The sequence below is a fragment of the Streptomyces ruber genome, assembly GCF_014648075.1.
Lineage (GTDB): Bacteria > Actinomycetota > Actinomycetes > Streptomycetales > Streptomycetaceae > Streptomyces > Streptomyces ruber.
The window spans coordinates 552,095-571,446 of record NZ_BMQK01000001.1 but is presented as its reverse complement, the minus strand read 5'-3'; the positions used below and the strand labels follow the sequence as shown (position 1 = coordinate 571,446).

Below are 19,352 nucleotides of genomic sequence, written 5' to 3'. Positions count from 1 at the left end.
ATCTACGCGCGTAGGACCGGACCGGCTACCCTCATCCGCGTGAACGCATCTCTTCTTCCGGACGACATCCAGGGCGACCCGTACGCCGCCGCCGACGCCGCCGCCGCGCGCCTGCGCGAGCTCACGGGTGCCGAGACCCACGACGTCGCCCTCGTGATGGGCTCCGGCTGGGCCCCGGCCGTGGACGCGCTCGGCGCGCCCGAGGCCGAGCTCCAGGTCACCGAAGTGCCGGGCTTCCCGCCTCCCGCGGTCGAGGGCCACGGCGGCAAGATCCGTTCCTACCGGATCGGTGACAAGCGCGCACTCGTCTTCCTGGGCCGCACCCACTACTACGAGGGCCACGGGGTCGCGGCCGTCGCCCACGGCGTCCGCACCGCCGTGGCGGCCGGCGCCAAGACCGTCGTCCTGACCAACGGCTGCGGCGGCCTCCGCGCCGACATGCGCCCCGGCCAGCCGGTGCTGATCAGCGACCACATCAACCTCACCGCCACCTCCCCCATCGTCGGCGCCAACTTCGTCGACCTCACCGACCTCTACTCCCCGCGCCTGCGCGCCCTGTGCAAGGAGGTCGACGCCACCCTGGAGGAGGGCGTCTACGCCCAGTTCACGGGCCCGCACTACGAGACCCCGGCCGAGATCCGCATGGCCCGCACCATCGGCGCGGACCTGGTCGGCATGTCCACGGTCCTGGAGGCCATCGCGGCCCGTGAGGCGGGCGCCGAGGTCCTGGGCATCTCCCTGGTCACCAACCTCGCCGCCGGCATGACGGGCGAACCCCTCAACCACGAGGAGGTCCTCCAGGCCGGCCGCGACTCGGCGGCCCGCATGGGCTCGCTGCTGACGAAGGTGCTCAACAAGATCTGAGCCCGGCAGCCGCGTACGGCGGGGAAGGGGGCACCGCCCCGGCCCCTCTCCCCCGACCGCCCGGCGGCCGCGCACGGCGGGGAAGGGTCACCGCCCTCGGCCCCTCCTCCCCCCGACGGCCCGGCAGCCGCGTACGGCGGGAAGGGGGCGTGTCGGGGGGTGTCCGCGCGCAGCGGCCGGCGCGGACCACCGGCCGCCCTCCCAAGGCGGGACAGCCCGCCGGACCGAGCACGGACACCCCCCGGCGCGCACCCGCCCCACACCCCACAACAGGCGCCCGAACCACAACGGCGAAGCACCCACCCCACCCCCGAACCACAACGGCGAAGCACCCACCCCACCCCCGAGCCACAACGGCGAGGAACCCCCAAGGCGAGCCCCCCTCCGACCGGGCACCCTGAAGGAACGCGGCGGAGCGACCCCGCCCCGTACGACCAAGAGAGGCTGGACCCGACGTGCAGGAAGAACTCATCGCGCGGGCCAAGGCGTGGCTGGCCGAGGACCCCGACCCGGACACCCGCGAGGAACTCGCCGAGCTCATCGACGGGAACGACACGGCGGAACTCGCGGCCCGCTTCGGCGGCACCCTCCAGTTCGGCACCGCGGGCCTGCGCGGCCCCCTCGGCGCCGGCCCGATGCGCATGAACCGCGCGGTCGTCATCCGCGCCGCCGCGGGCCTCGCCGCGTACCTCAAGGACAACGGCCACACCGGCGGCCTCGTCGTCATCGGCTACGACGCCCGCCACAAGTCCGCCGACTTCGCCCGCGACACCGCCGCCGTGATGACCGGCGCGGGCCTGCGCGCCGCCGTGCTCCCCCGCCCCCTCCCCACCCCGGTCCTCGCCTTCGCCATCCGCCACCTCGGCGCCGTCGCCGGCGTCGAGGTGACCGCGAGCCACAACCCGCCCCAGGACAACGGCTACAAGGTGTACCTCGGCGACGGCTCCCAGATCGTCCCCCCGGCGGACGCGGAGATCGCCGCCCGGATCGACGCCGTACCCGCCCTGCACGACGTCCCGCGTCCCGGCTCCGGCTGGGAGACCCTCGACGAGACCGTCCTCGACGCCTACCTGGCCCGTACGGACGCCGTCCTGGCCCCCGGCTCCCCGCGCACGGCCCGCACGGTCTACACGGCGATGCACGGCGTCGGCAAGGACGTCGTCCTCGCCGCCTTCGCCCGCGCCGGCTTCCCCGAGCCCGTCCTCGTCGCCGAACAGGCCGACCCGGACCCGGACTTCCCGACCGTCGCCTTCCCCAACCCCGAAGAGCCCGGCGCCATGGACCTGGCCTTCGCGAAGGCCCACGAGACGGACCCCGACCTGGTCATCGCCAACGACCCGGACGCCGACCGCTGCGCGGTCGCCGTACGCGACGGCGGCGACTGGCGCATGCTCCGCGGCGACGAGGTCGGCGCGCTGCTCGCCGCCCACCTGGTGGACCGCGGCGCACACGGCACCTTCGCGGAGTCGATCGTCTCCTCCTCCCTTCTCGGCCGCATCGCCGCCAAGGCGGGTCTCCCCCACGCCGAGACCCTCACCGGCTTCAAGTGGATCGCCCGCGTCGAGGGCCTGCGGTACGGCTACGAGGAGGCCCTCGGCTACTCCGTGGACCCGGAGGGCGTCCGCGACAAGGACGGCATCACCGCCGCGCTCCTGGTCACCGAACTCGCCTCCGTGCTCAAGGAGCGGAACCGCACGCTGCTCGACCTCCTGGACGACCTCGCGGTCGAACACGGCCTGCACGCCACCGACCAGCTCTCGGTCCGCGTCCAGGACCTGTCGGTCATCGCGGACGCCATGCGCCGGCTCCGCGAGCGGCCCCCGACGGAACTGGCGGGCCTGCCGGTCAAGGGGTCCGAGGACCTGAGCAAGGGCACGGAGACACTGCCGCCCACGGACGGCCTGCGCTACACCCTGGACGGCGCACGCGTGATCGTCCGCCCCAGCGGCACGGAACCGAAGCTGAAGTGCTACCTGGAGGTCGTCGTCCCGGTGGCCGCGCACGCCGACCTGCCGGCCGCCCGCGCGAAGGCGACGGAACTGCTCGCGGCGATCAAGCGGGACCTGTCGACGGCTGCGGGCATCTGACCACCACGGTCACTCGACGCCGCCCCGCTCCCCCGCTCCCCCGAGGTACGCGCGGGCGGCTCAGCCCACGACCAGCAGCACGGCCAGGAGCACGGCCCCCGCGACCGCGGGCCCGATGACCTCCCAGGCCCACCGGACACTCGGTTCGCCCTGCGCGCCCGGCGCCTTGGCCCGCCCCTCGGCCAGCTCGTTCAGGTCCTGCATGATCTGGTCGGACGGGGCGCGCACGGGCCCGGTCTCGAGCGACGTACGCCCGCTGAGGTCCGCCCGGGCGGACGGCCTGGCGCCGGCGCGCGACTGCCGCCGCTGGGCACGCTTGCGGGCGCGCAGCGAGACGGGTACGGCCCAGAGCTGGTACTTGGTACCGGCGGTGTCGATCACTTCGTTCGAGTAACCGGAGCGCAGCGAGGCGACCGCGGCCCAGGGCAGCACGATGACGCGGAACGGGTTCCGGACGCGCAGCCGTTCGTCGTTCGTGAACACGGCCGGCCGCAACGAGAAGGCGGTCGCCAGCGGCACGACGAGCAACAGCGCCGCGAGCGCCAGCCAAGGGGTACGGCCCTGCCCCGTGACGACCGCGTCCACACCGAGCCAGCCCGCGATGACGAGCACCACGAGCCCACCGGCGATCCCACCGCCCGACCGGTAGGCCCGGTCCTTGTCGGCGGGCCCGCCGTCCCCCGCCGGCTGCGCGGTCGCACCCGACGCTTCGGGCACCCGGGCCGCCGGGGCCCCCGAGGACGCGGAGGATGCGGAGGACACGGGAGACGCGGAGGCCTTGCTGCGAGAGCCCTTCCGGGGCACGGCCTCCCCGACCTCGCCCCCGCCCTCCTGTGACCGGGCCTGTCCGGATGCTGAGGACGTCCCGGAGCCCGCGGCCGCCTCGGGCCCCGCGGCCGCCTCGGAACCCGAGGCCGCCTCGGAACCCGGTTCCGCAAGGGTCGCCGGTTCCGTGGGATCCGGCTCGTTCGACTGGTGGTCGGGGCTGGTCATGGTCCCGATTCTGCCTGACGGTCGTGCCCGCGCACGTACGCGGTGCGGGCGGGTACCGGAGCGACCTCGGGGCCTGTACAGCCGCTACGCGCGTAGATATGCTCGGCTGGTGACCATGCCCACCTCTGTATCCCCCGGGGCCCACTCCCCCACCGCCGGACGCGTGAGCAATGCCCCCCTCACCGACGTGACCGCCTCGCACAGCTCGCTGCGCCGCTTCCTGCACGGGCTGCCCGGCGTCGACGCGGTCGGCCTGGAGGCGCGTGCGGCATCGCTCGGCACCCGTTCGATCAAGGCGGACGCCAAGGCGTACGCGATCGACCTGGCCATCTCGATGGTCGACCTGACCACGCTGGAAGGCGCGGACACCCCGGGCAAGGTCCGGGCGCTCGGCGCCAAGGCGATGCGGCCCGACCCGACCGACCGCGCCACCCCGGCCACGGCCGCCGTCTGCGTCTACCCCGACATGGTGGCCGTCGCCAAGGAGGCCGTCGCCGGTTCGGACGTGAAGGTGGCCTCGGTCGCCACCGCCTTCCCCGCCGGCCGGGCCCCCCTCGCCGTGAAGCTGGCCGACGTCCGCGAGGCCGTGGCCGCCGGCACGGACGAGATCGACATGGTCATCGACCGCGGGGCGTTCCTCGCGGGCGACTACCTGAAGGTGCACGACGAGATCACCGCCGTGAAGGAGGCCTGCGGGACGAGCGCCCGGCTGAAGGTCATCTTCGAGACGGGCGAGCTGTCGACGTACGACAACATCCGGCGCGCGAGCTGGCTCGCCATGCTGGCCGGCGCCGACTTCATCAAGACCTCGACGGGCAAGGTCGCCGTCAACGCGACCCCCTCGAACACCCTGCTCATGCTGGAGGCCGTCCGCGACTTCCGCGCCCAGACCGGGGTCCAGGTCGGCGTGAAGCCCGCGGGCGGCATCCGTACCAGCAAGGACGCCGTCAAGTTCCTGGTCCTGGTCAACGAGACCGCGGGCGCGGACTGGCTGGACAACCACTGGTTCCGCTTCGGCGCGTCCTCGCTCCTGAACGACCTGCTGCTCCAGCGCCAGAAGCTGGCGACCGGCCGCTACTCCGGCCCCGACTACGTGACGGTGGACTGATCCCCATGGCCTCTGTATTCGAGTACGCACCGGCCCCCGAGTCACGCTCGGCCGTCGACATCGCGCCCGCCTACGGCCTCTTCGTCGACGGCGAGTTCACCGACGCGGCGGACGGCAAGGTCTTCAAGACGGTCGCCCCCGCCACCGAGGAGGTCCTCTCCGAGGTGGCGCAGGCCGGCGAGGCGGACGTCGACCGCGCCGTACGGGCCGCGCGCAAGGCGTTCACGGGCTGGTCGGCCCTCCCCGGCACGGAGCGCGCCAAGTACCTCTTCCGCATCGCCCGCATCATCCAGGAGCGCAGCCGCGAGCTCGCCGTCCTGGAGACGCTGGACAACGGCAAGCCCATCAGGGAGACGCGGGACTCCGACCTCCCGCTGGTCGCCGCGCACTTCTTCTACTACGCGGGCTGGGCCGACAAGCTGGACCACGCGGGCTTCGGTGCGAACCCCCGCCCGCTGGGCGTCGCGGGCCAGGTCATCCCCTGGAACTTCCCCCTCCTCATGCTGGCGTGGAAGATCGCCCCGGCCCTGGCCACCGGCAACACGGTCGTCCTGAAGCCCGCCGAGACGACCCCGCTGTCCGCCCTCTTCTTCGCGGACATCTGCCGCCAGGCCGGTCTCCCCAGGGGGGTCGTCAACATCCTCCCCGGATACGGCGACGCGGGCGCCGCGCTCGTCGCGCACCCGGACGTGGACAAGGTCGCCTTCACCGGCTCCACCGCCGTCGGCAAGGAGATCGCGCGCACCGTCGCGGGCACGGCCAAGAAGCTCACCCTGGAACTGGGCGGCAAGGGCGCCAACATCGTCTTCGACGACGCCCCGCTCGACCAGGCCGTCGAGGGCGTCGTCAGCGGCATCTTCTTCAACCAGGGCCAGGTCTGCTGCGCGGGCAGCCGTCTGCTGGTGCAGGAGTCGATCCACGACGAGCTGCTGGACGCGCTGAAGCGGCGGCTCACGACCCTCCGCCTCGGCGACCCGCTCGACAAGAACACGGACATCGGCGCGATCAACTCCGCCGAGCAGCTCGCGCGCATCACCGCGCTCGCCGACCGGGGCGAGGCCGAGGGCGCCGAGCGCTGGTCCCCGGAGTGCGAGCTGCCCTCGTCCGGCTACTGGTTCGCACCGACGCTCTTCACGAACGTCACGCAGGCGCACACCATCGCCCGCGACGAGATCTTCGGCCCGGTCCTGTCGGTCCTCACCTTCCGCACCCCGGACGAGGCCGTGGCGAAGGCCAACAACACCCCGTACGGCCTCTCCGCCGGCATCTGGACGGAGAAGGGCTCCCGCATGCTGGCCGTCGCGAACAGGCTGCGCGCGGGGGTCGTCTGGTCCAACACGTTCAACAAGTTCGACCCGGCCTCGCCGTTCGGCGGCTACAAGGAGTCGGGCTTCGGCCGCGAGGGCGGCCGCCACGGCCTGGAGGCGTACCTCGATGTCTGACGCACGACTTTCCGTCTTCAAGACCTACAAGCTGTACGTCGGCGGGAAGTTCCCGCGTTCGGAGAGCGGACGGGTGTACGAGGTGACGGACCGAGAAGGCACATGGCTGGCCAACGCGCCCCTCGCGTCCCGCAAGGACGCCCGGGACGCGGTGGTGGCCGCCCGCAAGGCGTTCGGGCCGTGGTCCGGCGCGACCGCGTACAACCGGGGGCAGGTCCTCTACCGCGTCGCGGAGATGCTGGAGGGCCGGCGCGAGCAGTTCGTCCGCGAGGTGGCCGAGGCGGAGGGCCTCTCCGCCGCCGAGGCGGCCGCCCAGGTCGACGCGGCGGTCGACCGCTGGGTCTGGTACGCGGGCTGGACCGACAAGATCGCCCAGGTGGTGGGCGGCGGCAACCCGGTCGCGGGCCCGTACTTCAACCTCTCCACCCCCGAGCCGACGGGCGTCGTCGCCGTCCTGGCCCCGCAGGAGTCGTCCTTCCTGGGCCTGGTGTCGGTGATCGCCCCGGTGATCGCGACCGGCAGCACGGCCGTGGTCGTCGCCTCCGAGCGCTTCCCGCTCCCCGCCCTCTCCCTCGGCGAGGTACTGGCCACCTCCGACGTGCCCGGCGGCGTGGTCAACGTCCTGTCGGGCCGTACGGCGGAGATGGCGCCCACGCTCGCCGCCCACCAGGACGTGAACGCGATCGACCTGGCCGGCGCGGACGAGAACCTGGCGAAGGAGCTGGAGATCGCGGCGGCGGACAACCTCAAGCGCGTCCTCCGTCCACAGCCTGTGGACGACGACTGGTTCACGACCCCGGGCACCGAGCGCATGACCGCCTTCCTGGAGACGAAGACGGTCTGGCACCCGACGGGCTCGCTGGGCGCCTCCGGCTCGTCGTACTGAGGGTTCGGGGCTTCCCGGGGAGGTCCGGTGCGCCACCCTGCCGCGCACCGGACGCCCCCGGGACCGCGTCCCGCCGCCCCGGTCACCCCTGCTTCATCCCGGGCAGCTCGGAGAGCACGGGGATGTCGCCGATCGTCGAGGCCTGGGCCACCGGCCTCGTCAGGGACTGGGAGTTGACCGGCTGCAGGTCCGCGATCCGGGTGCCGACACCGTTGTTGAGCACGTCGACCGGTGTGTCGGCGATCGGGTTGGGCTTGACGCGGCCCACCGATCCCAGGACGTAGCGCACGCCCATGTCGAGCGCCCGGAGCGCGGCCTGTGGATCGATCCTGCCGGCCTCGATGCGCCGGACCTGCACCATCGGCGCGGTGAGCTCGGAGGCCGCCGCGGCCGTATGGGCGCCGGCGCCGAGGGCGACGCCCGCAGTGGCGACGGCCAGCACGGTGCGCCGGGCGGTGAGGTTCTGGGGAGCCGAATGTCGTGCCATCGCTGCTGCCACCTTCTGCTGCGCAAAGTGATCGTACGGATACGAAGGGTAGGCGAAAGGCAAGGTGCACTCCACCGCCGACCCGCGTCTCGATTCCGGTCACCCCATGCCGCACACTGGTTCATCGTGAGTTCACCATCCCCGACACCGACCCGGGTCGTCCTGCTGTCCGGCCCCTCCGGCTCCGGCAAGTCCCTCCTGGCCGCCCTCTCCGGCCTGCCCGTGCTGCGTCTGGACGACTTCTACAAGGAGGGCGACGACCCGACGCTGCCGCTGGTGCCGGGGAGTTCGGACATCGACTGGGACCATCCGCTCTCCTGGGACGCGGACACGGCGGTCACGGCGATCGTGGAACTGTGCCGCACGGGCCGTACGACCGTCCCGACGTACGACATCTCCCTCAGCGCCCGGACCGGCGCGGAGAGCCTGGACGTGGGGCGGGCCCCGGCGTTCATCGCGGAGGGTGTCTTCGCCGCGGAGATAGCCGCCCGCTGCGAACAGGCCGGTGTGCTCGCCGACGCGCTCTGCCTGACCCGCGGCCCGGTCACCACCTTCCGCCGCCGCTTCCTGCGCGACCTGCGGGAGGGCCGTAAGTCGGTGCCCTTCCTGCTGCGCCGGGGCTGGCGGCTGATGCGCCTGGAGCGCTCGATCGTGGCCCGGCAGAGGGAACTGGGCGCGCACGCGTGCGACCGGGACGAGGCACTGGCCCGCCTGGCCGTGGCCGCCGCCGGTGACGGCGTGCGCACGGGGACCGCCGCGTAGTCCGCGCCGCGCGGGCGCCGTACACCGGACATGGACCTGGGCCCCGTACCGGCACACGGAAAAGCGGGACTGGTCGGCCCCCCGGCCCTCCAGCCCCGCTCTTTCGTGTTTCCCCCGTGATCCCCCGATCCCCCGTTCCCCTTGCCCCCCGGTCCCCGTTGTCCCCCCGGATCCCCCGATCCCCGTGACCCCGTTCCCCTCGGGCGCTGTTCCCCCGTGTCTCCCCCGTGCTTCCCCCGTTTTCCCCCGGGTCGCGGCGGCGCTCCCCCGCGCCACCGCGACCTGTTCCTCAGGCGACTCAGGCGACGAGTTCGCCGAAGGACTCCTCCTGGTCACGGCCGAAGCTGAGGACCTCGTCCTCGCGCAGCCGGCGGAGCGACCGCCAGATGCTGGACTTCACCGTGCCGACACTGATGCCGAGGATGTCCGCGATCTCCGGGTCGGTGCGGCCCTCGTAGTAACGCAGGACCAGCATCGTCCGCTGGAGTTCGGGCAGCCGGGCGAGAGCCTGCCACAGGACGGCGCGCAGCTCGGTGCCGCGCATCGCGTCCGTGTCACCGGCGGTCTCCGGCAGCTCCTCGGTCGGGTACTCGTTCAGCTTGCGGCGGCGCCACGCGCTGATGTGCAGATTGGTCATCGTGCGGCGGAGGTAGCCCCCGACCGCCGCCTTGTCGCTGATCCGGTCCCATGCCCGGTACGTCGAGAAGAGGGCGCTCTGCAGCAGGTCCTCCGCCTCGAAGCGGTCGCCGGTCAGGTGGTAGGCGGTTGCGTACAGGGAGGCGCGGCGCTCCTGGACGTAGGCGGTGAAGGCCGCTTCCGCGTCCACCGTCTTCGATCCGGGGCGACGTTCCCCCGTGGCCTCCCCGTACGCGGTCCCCCCGGTCCCCCCGTGCGATCCCCCCTGCGCTCCCCCGTCGGCGCTTCCCCCCGTGAACGCGTCAACCACCGTCATGTAGGCGGTGTGCTGACGCCCGGTGCCGCGGGCACACCCCCGCCTGCCCACCACGGCACCGGACTTCTCGCTGCCTCGCGCGACATCATGGAGACGCGTCACCACTGCGCCAGTACTGGTGCTGTGCAGTGTGCTCATCTCGCGCCCCCCGTCGTGGAGTTTCCGTTCCTGTGCTTCGGCGGCTCCGTCCGGCGGTCTGTCCGGGCGGTGCCTCCTTGCCTGTGCCGAAAAGCTTGCCGCGTCCACTTCATGGCCGTGTTCTCCAACTGTCACAGACCTGTCACAGCGATCGTCCGGGGCCGTGACCGGGCCGGGAGCGGACCGTTCCCCGGCCGGGAACGGGCCGTCGCCGACCGGCCCCGGGCCGGACACGGACCGGAAGCGCGCCGGAGCCGGGTCCAGGACGCGGCACATACGGACCGGAGCCGGACCGGTTCCCGTACGGATACGGAGCAGTACCGTCCGGCCACGCGGACGGCACGAGAAAGCGCGGGTCCCGGGTGAGTCACGGGTGGGAGCGCTCCGACAGTCGATGCGGCGCCACGGCATGGGCCAGAATGAGCCCGTGCCTTCCCTGTTGCTGATCGAGGACGACGACGCCATCCGCACGGCCCTGGAGCTCTCACTGACGCGCCAGGGGCACCGTGTCGCCACCGCCGCTTCCGGCGAGGACGGCCTCAAACTGCTGCGCGAGCAGCGACCGGATCTGATCGTTCTGGATGTGATGCTGCCCGGTATCGACGGCTTCGAGGTCTGCCGGCGCATCCGGCGCACCGACCAGCTGCCGATCATCCTGCTGACCGCCCGCAGCGACGACATCGACGTCGTCGTGGGCCTGGAGTCGGGCGCCGACGACTACGTCGTCAAGCCCGTGCAGGGGCGGGTCCTGGACGCCCGGATCCGGGCCGTGCTGCGGCGCGGGGAACGCGAGGCGAACGACTCGGCGACGTTCGGCAACGTGGTCATCGACCGCGCCGCGATGACGGTGACCAAGAACGGCGAGGACCTCCAGCTGACCCCCACCGAGCTGCGGCTGCTCCTCGAGCTCAGCCGCCGCCCCGGACAGGCCCTCTCCCGCCAGCAGTTGCTGCGGCTGGTCTGGGAGCACGACTACCTCGGTGACTCACGGCTCGTCGACGCGTGCGTGCAGCGGCTGCGCGCCAAGGTCGAGGACGTCCCGTCGTCCCCGACCCTCATCCGCACCGTCCGCGGCGTCGGCTACCGGCTGGACGCGCCTCAGTGACCGAAGGACGGCGAGGGGGGCTCCGCGGCTGGTCCGCGGCGCGCGGGGCGGTGTCGTCGGGGCTGCGCTTCACCAGCCTGCGGCTGCGCCTGGTGGTCGTCTTCGGCCTCGTGGCACTCACGGCGGCGGTGTCGGCGTCCGGCATCGCGTACTGGCTCAACCGCGAGGCCGTGCTGACGCGCGCCCAGGACGCGGCACTGGACGACTTCGAGCGGGAGATGCAGGCCCACGCGAGCACGCTGCCCCTGCACCCGACCGCGGCGCAGCTGGAGGTGGCGGCCCGGCAGATGACCGAGGACGGCCGCCTGTTCAGTGTGCTGCTGGTCGCCGAGGACGCCGACGGCACCCAGGTGCGGGGCTCCTCGGACACGTCCGCGCTGCACGGCTTCACCCTTGAGGACGTGCCCGAGCCCCTGCGGAAGGCGGTCGACAAGGAGCAGCCGATCACGTCCGGCAACAAGCACGCGTACCACCTGTACTGGCAGCGGGTCGTCGACGAGGACAGGCCGTACCTGGTGGGCGGGGCGAAGGTGATCGGCGGCGGTCCGACGGGCTACATGCTGAAGTCGCTGGAGCCGGAGGCCAAGGACCTCAACTCCCTGGCCTGGTCGCTGGGCATCGCCACCGGCCTCGCGCTGGTCGGCGCGGCGCTGCTCGCACAGGCCGCCGCGGGGACCGTGCTCAAGCCGGTGCACCGGCTGGGCATCGCGGCCCACCGCCTGGGCGAGGGCAAGCTCGACACCCGGCTGCGCGTGTCCGGCACGGACGAACTGGCCGAGCTGTCGCGGACGTTCAACCGGGCCGCGGAGTCCCTGGAGAAGCAGGTCGCCGACATGAGCGCCCGCGACGAGGCGTCCCGGCGCTTCGTCGCCGACATGTCCCACGAGCTCCGTACGCCCCTGACGGCGATCACCGCCGTGACGGAGGTGCTGGAGGAGGAGCTGGACGCCGAGACGGGCAGCCTCGATCCCATGATCGAGCCCGCCGTACGGCTCGTCGTGAGCGAGACCCGCCGGCTGAACGACCTCGTCGAGAACCTCATGGAGGTGACCCGGTTCGACGCGGGCACCGCCCGGCTGGTGCTGGACGACGTGGACATCGCCGACCAGATCACCGCGTGCATCGACGCGCGCGCGTGGCTGGACGCGGTGGAGCTGGACGCCGAGCGCGGCATCATGGCCCGTCTCGACCCGCGCCGCCTGGACGTGATCCTCGCCAACCTGATCGGCAACGCGCTCAAGCACGGCGGCTCCCCGGTACGGGTGTCGGTGCGCGAGGAGGGCGAGGACCTCCTCATCGAGGTGCGGGACAACGGCCCGGGCATCGCGGAGGACGTCCTGCCGCACGTCTTCGACCGCTTCTACAAGGCGAGCGCCTCCCGCCCCCGCTCCGAGGGCAGCGGACTCGGCCTGTCCATCGCCCTGGAGAACGCCCACATCCACGGCGGCGGGATCATCGCGGCGAACTCGCCGAAGGGCGGCGCGGTCTTCGCTCTGCGGCTGCCCCGGGACGCGTCCCCGCTGATAGCCGAGGATCCCGGCCACTCCGGGGATGCCGCCGGAGAGGGCAGCGGCAGGGAGGGGAACGGCGGATGACCGTACGACGGAGGGAACACGGCCGGCGCGGCACCGCCCGCCCGCGCACGTCGCCGCCGGCGGGCGGTGCGCGGCCGGTCCACCGGGTGCGGGTGATCGGACGGGGTCTCCTCGCGGCCGGGGTGCTGGCGGCCGTCCTCACGGGCTGCGGCATCCGGGCGACCCAGGTGCCCACGGACGCCGGTCCGGCTCCCTCGCGCGCGCGGTGCTCGCTGCCGGCCACGGACACCGCCGCGCAGAGCCCGTCCGGCGTTCCGGCGCAGGTCTTCCTGCTGTGCTCGCGGCAGCTCGTGTCGGTCGCCCGCTCCGTGCAGGTCCCCGAGGGCCCGACGGACGGCGAGCGGCGCGTGTCCGTGGCCCAGGAGCTCCTCGACGAACTGGCGGAGCGGCCGTCGCACACCGAGGACCAGACCGGGTACGGGACGGAGGTGCCGTCCGGCCTGACGGTGAGCGGCCCGCGGGAGGGCGACCCGGACGGCGCCCTGCGGCTGTCCACGGCGCCCGAGCGGCTGACGCGGTACGCCCTCGCCCAGATCGTCTGTACCCTCGCCGGCTCGGCGGCGGCGGGGGGCGACGGCTCGGTGGTGCTGGGCGGCCCGGCCCCGGAACCGCTCAGGCGGTACGAGTGCACGCCCGGGCTCCGCGCCGACCCGGGGAGCGAGCAGCCCCCGTCGACGGAGGTCGGGACCTCCTGAGCCGGGTGCCCGGACCGGGAGCGGTCCCCGGTGTGTGGCGCATCCCGCACCCTTCCCGGCGCCGTGACGTACCCGTGCGGAACCGATCGCGCCGGGAGCCGCGTCTAGGTCGTCGTGCAGCGTCAAGGTTCGTACTGCGGCGGCAGCGCCGCGATCCGCGTCCGTGCGGCAGGAGGTGTCCTCCTCGTCGCCCACCTCGCGCTCGTCGCCTGGATCACGCTGCGTCCGCTGGACGTCGACTGGGTGAGCGCGGCCAACCTCCGTCCGTTCGCCGGCATCCGGCACGACCTGACGCTCGGCTGGGAGGAGGCGGCCTGCCGCATCGGCCGGGGTCTGGCCCTGCTGGCGCCCCTGGGCGTGCTGCTGCCGATGGCGAACGGCAGGCTGTTCGTGTCCCCGCTCGCCTCCCTCGCCCGGACGGTCGCCGTCGGGGCGTTCCTCTCGCTCGGGATCGAGCTGCTGCAGACCGGGGTGCCCGGACAGGTCGTCGACATCGACTCGATCCTGCTGAACGCCGCCGGTGTGGCCGTCGCCCACCTCGCCGTCGTCCCCGCCGCCCGGGCCAGGCTGCGCCGCAGGGAGGAGACCAGGCACCGTACGGCCCTCCACCGGGACGACCCGGCTCAGGGTCGGACCCCGACGATTCCCAGGGTCGGGATAGCTCCGTAGAGTGACGCTTCGTCCGGTTCGTCACCGTAGCGTTGGGGGTACCCGACGAGGACGACAGGGCCGCCAACAGGGCGGTTCCGCGCCACGGTTGACGAAGGAGCCACGATGAGCCGCCTTGCCCGCCCCACCCACGGCCGCCGGATCGGCGGAGTGTGCGCAGCGCTGGCACGGCGCTTCGGCACCTCCGCGACCACGATGCGCGTGATCTTCGTACTGTCCTGTCTGCTGCCGGGACCGCAGTTCCTGCTCTACATAGCCCTGTGGATCCTGCTGCCCTCGGAGGAGAAGGCGGCCCGCACGGCCTGGTGAGCCGCCCGGCGCGGCGACCCGTACGGCCATGGGGCGCACCCCTCGGGGGTGCGCCCCATGTGCGCGTCAGCGGCCGTGCGGGCACGGCGTCGGGGTCAGCCGCCGAGCGGCAGGCCGTTGATCCCCAGGCCGTTCATGGGCAGGCCCTCGACCGGCAGGCCGCCGAGCAGGTGGGCGACCGGCCCGGTGGGGCCCTGGCGCAGCATGTCGGCGACCGCGGGCCGCGCGGCGCGCACCCCCTGTCCGAGGACCTGCTTGCCCGTGGCGAACGCCTCGCCGGTGACGCTCGGCAGCGCCTTCGAGACATTGTCCGTGGCACCGGGCAGCGCCTGGGTGACGTTCTTCGCGGCAGCCGGCAGCCCTTCCGAGACGCCGTCCGTCGGCAGCGTCCGCGTGGTCTCCTCCAGCGGCAGCGCCTGGGTCACGGCGCCCAGCGTCCGGGAGGTGTCCGGCAGGGCCGGCATGGCGGCGTGTCCGACACCCGCGCCCGTGGCGGCAATGGCGGCACCGACGGCGGTGACGCCCAGGGTTTTGGCAGCAGACTGCTTCATGGTGAATGCGTCCTTGATGCGTTACGGGGATGAGCGGTCCAGAAACGTAAACACCAAATTTCCGCGCACGCAAATGGTGAATAGCGACGGATTTGGCGCGACCCGACCGCACCACGGCCCGTGAATCAGGCGTCACCCACCACAGAATCGCTGGTGGGAGCGGCCTGCCGGAACAGCCATTCGGATTTCAATTCGGCATATCCGGGCTTGATGACGTCATTGATCATCGCCAGTCGTTCATCGAAAGGAATGAATGCTGATTTCATCGCATTTACCGAGAACCATTGCAGGTCGTCGAGCGTGTAACCAAAAGCCTCGACAAGGTGCTCGAATTCACGGCTCATGCTCGTGCCGGACATCAGGCGGTTGTCCGTGTTCACCGTCACACGGAAGTGCAGCCGGCGCAGCAGCCCGACGGGATGCTCCGCGTATGACGCGGCGGCGCCCGTCTGCAGGTTGGAACTGGGGCACAGCTCCAGCGGGACGCGCTTGTCACGGACGTACGAGGCGAGCCGCCCCAGTTCCACCGAGCCGTCGGCGCCGACCCGGATGTCGTCGATGATCCGCACACCGTGGCCGAGCCGGTCGGCGCCGCACCACTGGAGGGCCTGCCAGATGGAGGGCAGACCGAACGCCTCACCGGCGTGAATGGTGAAGTGGTTGTTCTCCCGCTTCAGGAATTCGAAGGCGTCGAGGTGCCGGGTGGGCGGGTGACCGGCTTCGGCGCCCGCGATGTCGAAACCGACGACGCCGAGATCGCGGTGGCGGTTGGCGAGTTCGGCGATCTCCAGGGCGCGGGCCGCGTGCCGCATCGCGGTGAGGAGGGCGCCGACGCGGATCCGCCGGCCGTCCTCCCGGGCGCGCCGCTCGCCCAGCCGGAAGCCCTCGTTGACGGCCTCGACGACCTCTTCGAGGCTCAGCCCGCCCTCGAGGTGCTGTTCGGGGGCGTACCGCACCTCGGCGTAGACGACACCGTCCGCGGCGAGGTCCTCCGCGCACTCGGCGGCGACCCGGACGAGCGCGTCGCGGGTCTGCATGACGCCGACGGTGTGGGAGAAGGTCTCCAGGTACCGCTCCAGCGAGCCCGAGTCGGCGGCGGCCCGGAACCAGTCGCCGAGCCGGCCGGGATCGGTCTCCGGGAGCGCGGTGTACCCGCCGGCCCGGGCGAGGTCGACGACCGTGCCCGGGCGCAGCCCGCCGTCGAGGTGGTCGTGCAGCAGGACCTTGGGCGCCCGGCGGATCTGGTCCGCGGTCGGGGTGTTCACGGTCTGGCTCGTCATCTCGGCACTGTAACGCCCGCGCGGCGGATTGCCTACGCGCGTAGAACTCGTGTCCGAGATTCGCGCCGATACCCAACGGTGACCGTGCGGACAGGTGGCGTACACCGCCGCTTCTGACACTGTTCTGCCATGGCACAGCATGCAACGCCGGTTTCGACCCCGCGACTTGGGCGGATCATCGGTCAGGAGCCGCCGGCCGTGAGCGGAGTGGTGCTGCTCCTCCCGGGCGGCGACGAGCTCTCGGACCGCAGGCCCTCCCCGGTGCTGGCGACGGCCTCCGTCCGCGCACTCGGCCGCCGCCTCGCGCGCGCGGGACGCGACGACGGTCTGGTCGCCCACGTGGTGCACTACCGCTGCCGTGGCTGGAACGGCAGCGAGGCGCTCCTGGCCCGCGACGCCTCCTGGGCAGCCGACGAGGTCGTACGGCGCTACGGGGACGTACCGGTCTGTCTGGCGGGCGTGGGCATGGGCGGCCGGGCCGCGCTGCACGCGGCCGGCCACGAGGCCGTCGCCGCCGTCCTCGCGCTCGCCCCGTGGCTGCCGGAGGACGACGTCGCCGTGGCACCCGAACCGGTGAAGCAGCTCGCCGGCCGACGGGTGATGATCGTGCACGGCACCGACGACCAGCGCAGCGACCCGGAGCTGTCCTTCCGGCTCGCGCAGCGCGCGAAGAAGGCCAACCGCGACATCTGCCGCTTCGAGGTCCACACCGACGGGCACGGGCTGCACCAGCACCGGAACGAAGTGCACGCGCTGGCCCAGGACTTCGTCCTCGGCGCGCTGTTCGGCCACGCCTTCTCCCGCCCGGTGGAGGACGCCTTCGCGGCACCGCCGCCCCTGGGCCTGCGCATGCCGCTCGCGGCGGGATTCGGCCGGTCGCTGCGACGGTGACGCCAGAGGCCGGGTCCGGGCGGCTCGGGGCCGGACCGTGCGCCGGGGGCCGGCCGCGGTGCTCCGCGGGCCGTGCGCCGCGGCGCCGAACCGCCCACAGGTGGCCGTCGGCCTCCTCCGGGCACCGTCAGTCCGGCAGCAGGTGACCCCGGCGGGACAGCAGGAACTTCTTGAAGGCGGCGACCGGAGGCGTGTCCGGGTGTCCGTCGAGCCAGGCGACGCCGATCTCGCGCACCGCGCGCGGGGCGGTGACCGAGAGTTCCACGACGCCCGGGCGCGGCACGGCGGGCGGCGGCAGCAGGGCGACGCCCAGGCCCGCGGCGACGAGGCCGCGCAGCGTCTCCGCCTCCTCGCCCTCGAAGGCGATGCGCGGCCGGAACCCCGCCTGCCGGCACAGGTCGTCGGTGATGCGGCGCATGCCGTAGCCGGGCTCCAGGGTCACGAACGTCTCCTCGGCGGCCTCGGCGAGCCGCACCCGCCGACGGGCGGCGAGGCGGTGGTCGGCGGGGACGACGAGGCGCAGCTTCTGCTCGTCGAGGCGGCGGGCCACCAGGTCGGGCGCGTCCGGCACCGGTGAGGTCAGGCACAGGTCGAGTTCCCCGGCGCGCAGCCGCTCCAGCATCGCCTCGCCGTAGTTCTGCACGAGGCTGAAACGGACGCGGGGGTGGTCGGCGCGGAAGGCCCGGATGAGTCCGGGTACGGTCTCGGAGCCCATGGTGTGCAGGAAGCCGAAGGCGACCTTGCCGGTGGCCGGGTCGGCGTCGGCGCGCACCTCCTCGGCCGCGCGCTCCACCTCGGCGAGCGCGCGCTCCACGGAGGCGAGGAAGGTACGGCCCGCCGGGGTGAGCGAGACCGTGCGGCCCCGGCGCGCGAACAGCTCGACGCCCAGGTCCCGTTCGAGGCGGACCATGGCACGGGACAGCGTGGACTGCGGGACCCGCAGCTCCTGCGCGGCCCGGGTGACGTGCTCGGCGCGGGCGACCCCGGCGAAGTGCGCGAGGCGCGGTGCGAGCGACGCGACGATGTCTTCTCTGTCACCGTCTCGTGACAGCTGCCCCCCTGACCTCTGCTGATGCACCATGGGAACGATTATGGCCGTTCCGTGCATTGGACGCATGAAGGACGGTGTACCTACCGTCGTGACATGCCTACCGCCAGTACCGGGGCGCCCACCACCGTGGGCGCCGACGCAGCCGCTGTCACCTCCTCCACCGCCGACGCCGACTCGCGCATGGCCCCGGGCGGACCCGGCTACCGCCATATGAACCTCGCCCTCTTCCTCGCGGGCGTCGCGACCTTCGCCCTCCTCTACTGCACGCAGGCACTGCTGCCGATGGTCTCCGACGACCTCGGGGTGTCCGCGAGCGCGGCCAGCTGGACGGTGTCGGCGGCGACGGGCGCGCTGGCGGTCTTCGTCCTGCCGATGAGCGCGCTGTCGGAGCGCTTCGGGCGGCGTACGGTGATGACGGCCTCGCTGGTGGTCGCGGTGGGCGTGAGCCTGCTGGTCCCCTTCGCCCCGAACCTCGGCGTGCTGGTGTTCCTGCGCGCGGTGCAGGGCGCGGCGCTGGCCGGGCTGCCCGCGTCGGCGAACGCGTACCTCGCCGAGGAGGTGCGCCCCAGGGCGCTGATCACCTCGATCGGCCTGTTCGTCGCCGGCAACAGCGTCGGCGGCATGAGCGGCCGGGTCATCACCGGCTGGGTCGCGCAGGAGTGGGGCTGGCGGACCGCGCTCGCGGTGATGGGCGTGGTGGCGGTGGCGTGCGCGGTGGCCTTCCGGCTGCTGCTGCCCGCGCCGAAGCACTTCGCCCCGGGCTCGCTGCGGCCGCGCGTGCTGGCCCGTACGGTCCGCGGCCATCTGTCGAACCCGCTGCTGCGCCGGCTGTACGCGATCGGCGCGCTGTTCATGGTGGTGTTCGGCGGTGTGTACACGGTGATCGGCTACCGCCTCACCGGCGCGCCCTTCTCGCTCCCGCAGGGCATCATCGGCTCGGTCTTCCTGGTGTACCTGGTGGGCACGATCTCCGCCTCGACGGCCGGGAAGCTGGTCAACCGGCTGGGGCGGCGGGGCACGCTGTACCTGGCGGGCGGTACGACCGCGGCCGGCCTGCTGCTGTCGCTGGCCGACACGCTGCCGGCGGTCCTGCTCGGCCTGGTGCTGATCACCGCGGGCTTCTTCGCCGGACACGCGTGCGCCTCGTCCTCGGTGAGCCACACGGCCACGGAGGGCCGCGCCCAGGCCTCCGCGCTCTACCAGTCCGCCTACTACGTGGGCTCCAGCGCGGGCAGCACGCTCGGCGCGGTGGCGTACCACGCGGGCGGCTGGGCCGGGACGGTCGGCATGGGGCTGCTGGCGATGCTGGGCGTCGTGACGGTCACGCTGGCGGGGTCGCGCGCGGCCCGCGCCCAGCAGCGGATCGCGACGGCCTGATACCCGCGCCGACGCCTCCCCCACCCCGTACGCCTCCGTCACCACGCGCTCACCGGCTCCCCCGCACACCTCCGCACACCTTCACGACCTGGGCATCTCCCCGCTTCGGG

19 protein-coding genes are annotated in these 19,352 nt (G+C 73.0%); 13 read left to right on the top strand and 6 right to left on the bottom strand.

Translation table 11 applies throughout. The features are described from left to right. Positions 1–39: 39 nt before the first annotated feature. Together IEZ04_RS02675 and IEZ04_RS02670 are read left to right on the top strand one after the other, a co-directional pair. On the top strand, positions 40–864 hold the full coding sequence (locus IEZ04_RS02675; RefSeq protein ID WP_189214942.1) for a purine-nucleoside phosphorylase: 825 nt from the start codon (positions 40–42) through the stop codon (positions 862–864). Positions 865–1,319: 455 nt separating this feature from the next. Continuing rightward, entirely contained in the window at positions 1,320–2,951 is a 1,632-nt protein-coding gene (locus tag IEZ04_RS02670) for a phospho-sugar mutase (RefSeq protein WP_189214941.1), read from the top strand. Between the two features lie 60 nt (positions 2,952–3,011). On the opposite strand, the gene IEZ04_RS02665 is transcribed toward IEZ04_RS02670, so the two are convergent. Continuing rightward, positions 3,012–3,668: a PH domain-containing protein gene (locus IEZ04_RS02665; RefSeq protein WP_229820841.1), complete on the bottom strand. Its 657-nt coding sequence runs from the start codon at positions 3,666–3,668 to the stop codon at positions 3,012–3,014. 391 nt (positions 3,669–4,059) lie between these two features. Between IEZ04_RS02665 and deoC the strand changes: the two genes are divergently transcribed. The 3 genes from deoC to IEZ04_RS02650 are packed head-to-tail and all read left to right on the top strand — an operon-like array spanning position 4,060 to position 7,380. After that, positions 4,060–5,052: a deoxyribose-phosphate aldolase gene (gene deoC / locus IEZ04_RS02660; protein ID WP_189214939.1), complete on the top strand. Its 993-nt coding sequence runs from the start codon at positions 4,060–4,062 to the stop codon at positions 5,050–5,052. A 5-nt stretch (positions 5,053–5,057) separates the two neighbouring features. After that, on the top strand, positions 5,058–6,494 hold the full coding sequence (locus tag IEZ04_RS02655; RefSeq protein WP_189214938.1) for an aldehyde dehydrogenase family protein: 1,437 nt from the start codon (positions 5,058–5,060) through the stop codon (positions 6,492–6,494). Further along, positions 6,487–7,380 (top strand): aldehyde dehydrogenase family protein, encoded by an 894-nt coding sequence (locus IEZ04_RS02650; RefSeq protein WP_189214937.1) that lies wholly within the window; start codon positions 6,487–6,489, stop codon positions 7,378–7,380. The genes IEZ04_RS02655 and IEZ04_RS02650 overlap by 8 nt, the downstream gene beginning before the upstream one ends. 82 nt (positions 7,381–7,462) lie before the next feature. Here IEZ04_RS02650 and IEZ04_RS02645 read toward each other — a convergent pair whose 3' ends face one another. Beyond that, the gene (locus tag IEZ04_RS02645) at positions 7,463–7,867 is read right to left on the bottom strand and encodes a hypothetical protein (protein WP_189214936.1); all 405 of its coding nucleotides are present in this window, start codon (positions 7,865–7,867) and stop codon (positions 7,463–7,465) included. A 126-nt stretch (positions 7,868–7,993) separates the two neighbouring features. Between IEZ04_RS02645 and IEZ04_RS02640 the strand changes: the two genes are divergently transcribed. After that, complete coding sequence (locus tag IEZ04_RS02640; RefSeq protein WP_189214935.1) at positions 7,994–8,629, top strand: nucleoside/nucleotide kinase family protein; 636 nt, start codon at positions 7,994–7,996, stop codon at positions 8,627–8,629. A gap of 298 nt (positions 8,630–8,927) precedes the next feature. Here IEZ04_RS02640 and IEZ04_RS02635 read toward each other — a convergent pair whose 3' ends face one another. Beyond that, complete coding sequence (locus IEZ04_RS02635; protein ID WP_189214934.1) at positions 8,928–9,719, bottom strand: SigE family RNA polymerase sigma factor; 792 nt, start codon at positions 9,717–9,719, stop codon at positions 8,928–8,930. Between the two features lie 427 nt (positions 9,720–10,146). Between IEZ04_RS02635 and afsQ1 the strand changes: the two genes are divergently transcribed. The 5 genes from afsQ1 (at position 10,147) to IEZ04_RS02610 (ending at position 14,092) form a co-directional block, all read left to right on the top strand. Further along, positions 10,147–10,824 carry a two-component system response regulator AfsQ1 gene (gene afsQ1, locus IEZ04_RS02630; RefSeq protein ID WP_189214933.1) on the top strand — a complete coding sequence of 226 codons (678 nt, stop codon included), beginning with the start codon at positions 10,147–10,149 and terminating at the stop codon, positions 10,822–10,824. Continuing rightward, positions 10,821–12,419 (top strand): ATP-binding protein, encoded by a 1,599-nt coding sequence (locus tag IEZ04_RS02625; RefSeq protein ID WP_189214932.1) that lies wholly within the window; start codon positions 10,821–10,823, stop codon positions 12,417–12,419. Before afsQ1 ends, IEZ04_RS02625 begins: the two co-directional genes overlap by 4 nt. Further along, complete coding sequence (locus tag IEZ04_RS02620) at positions 12,416–13,114, top strand: hypothetical protein (RefSeq protein ID WP_229820792.1); 699 nt, start codon at positions 12,416–12,418, stop codon at positions 13,112–13,114. Before IEZ04_RS02625 ends, IEZ04_RS02620 begins: the two co-directional genes overlap by 4 nt. A 114-nt stretch (positions 13,115–13,228) precedes the next feature. Then, complete coding sequence (locus IEZ04_RS02615; RefSeq protein ID WP_189214931.1) at positions 13,229–13,783, top strand: VanZ family protein; 555 nt, start codon at positions 13,229–13,231, stop codon at positions 13,781–13,783. 105 nt (positions 13,784–13,888) lie between these two features. After that, a complete protein-coding gene (locus tag IEZ04_RS02610; RefSeq protein WP_189214930.1) occupies positions 13,889–14,092 on the top strand; it encodes a PspC domain-containing protein in 204 nt (67 codons plus the stop codon). A 95-nt stretch (positions 14,093–14,187) separates the two neighbouring features. Here the strand turns inward: IEZ04_RS02610 and IEZ04_RS02605 are convergent, their stop codons facing one another. Both IEZ04_RS02605 and IEZ04_RS02600 read right to left on the bottom strand, forming a co-directional pair. Continuing rightward, positions 14,188–14,643 (bottom strand): ATP-binding protein, encoded by a 456-nt coding sequence (locus IEZ04_RS02605; RefSeq protein WP_189214929.1) that lies wholly within the window; start codon positions 14,641–14,643, stop codon positions 14,188–14,190. Between the two features lie 125 nt (positions 14,644–14,768). After that, positions 14,769–15,923 (bottom strand): adenosine deaminase, encoded by a 1,155-nt coding sequence (locus IEZ04_RS02600; RefSeq protein ID WP_189214928.1) that lies wholly within the window; start codon positions 15,921–15,923, stop codon positions 14,769–14,771. 129 nt (positions 15,924–16,052) lie between these two features. Between IEZ04_RS02600 and IEZ04_RS02595 the strand changes: the two genes are divergently transcribed. Then, positions 16,053–16,814 carry a prolyl oligopeptidase family serine peptidase gene (locus IEZ04_RS02595; protein WP_189214927.1) on the top strand — a complete coding sequence of 254 codons (762 nt, stop codon included), beginning with the start codon at positions 16,053–16,055 and terminating at the stop codon, positions 16,812–16,814. A gap of 127 nt (positions 16,815–16,941) precedes the next feature. Here the strand turns inward: IEZ04_RS02595 and IEZ04_RS02590 are convergent, their stop codons facing one another. Continuing rightward, positions 16,942–17,895, bottom strand: a complete 954-nt coding sequence (locus tag IEZ04_RS02590; protein ID WP_189214926.1) for a LysR family transcriptional regulator — start codon at positions 17,893–17,895, stop codon at positions 16,942–16,944. A 63-nt stretch (positions 17,896–17,958) separates the two neighbouring features. Between IEZ04_RS02590 and IEZ04_RS02585 the strand changes: the two genes are divergently transcribed. Then, complete coding sequence (locus IEZ04_RS02585) at positions 17,959–19,242, top strand: MFS transporter (RefSeq protein ID WP_189214925.1); 1,284 nt, start codon at positions 17,959–17,961, stop codon at positions 19,240–19,242. The last annotated feature ends 110 nt before the right edge of the window (positions 19,243–19,352 follow it).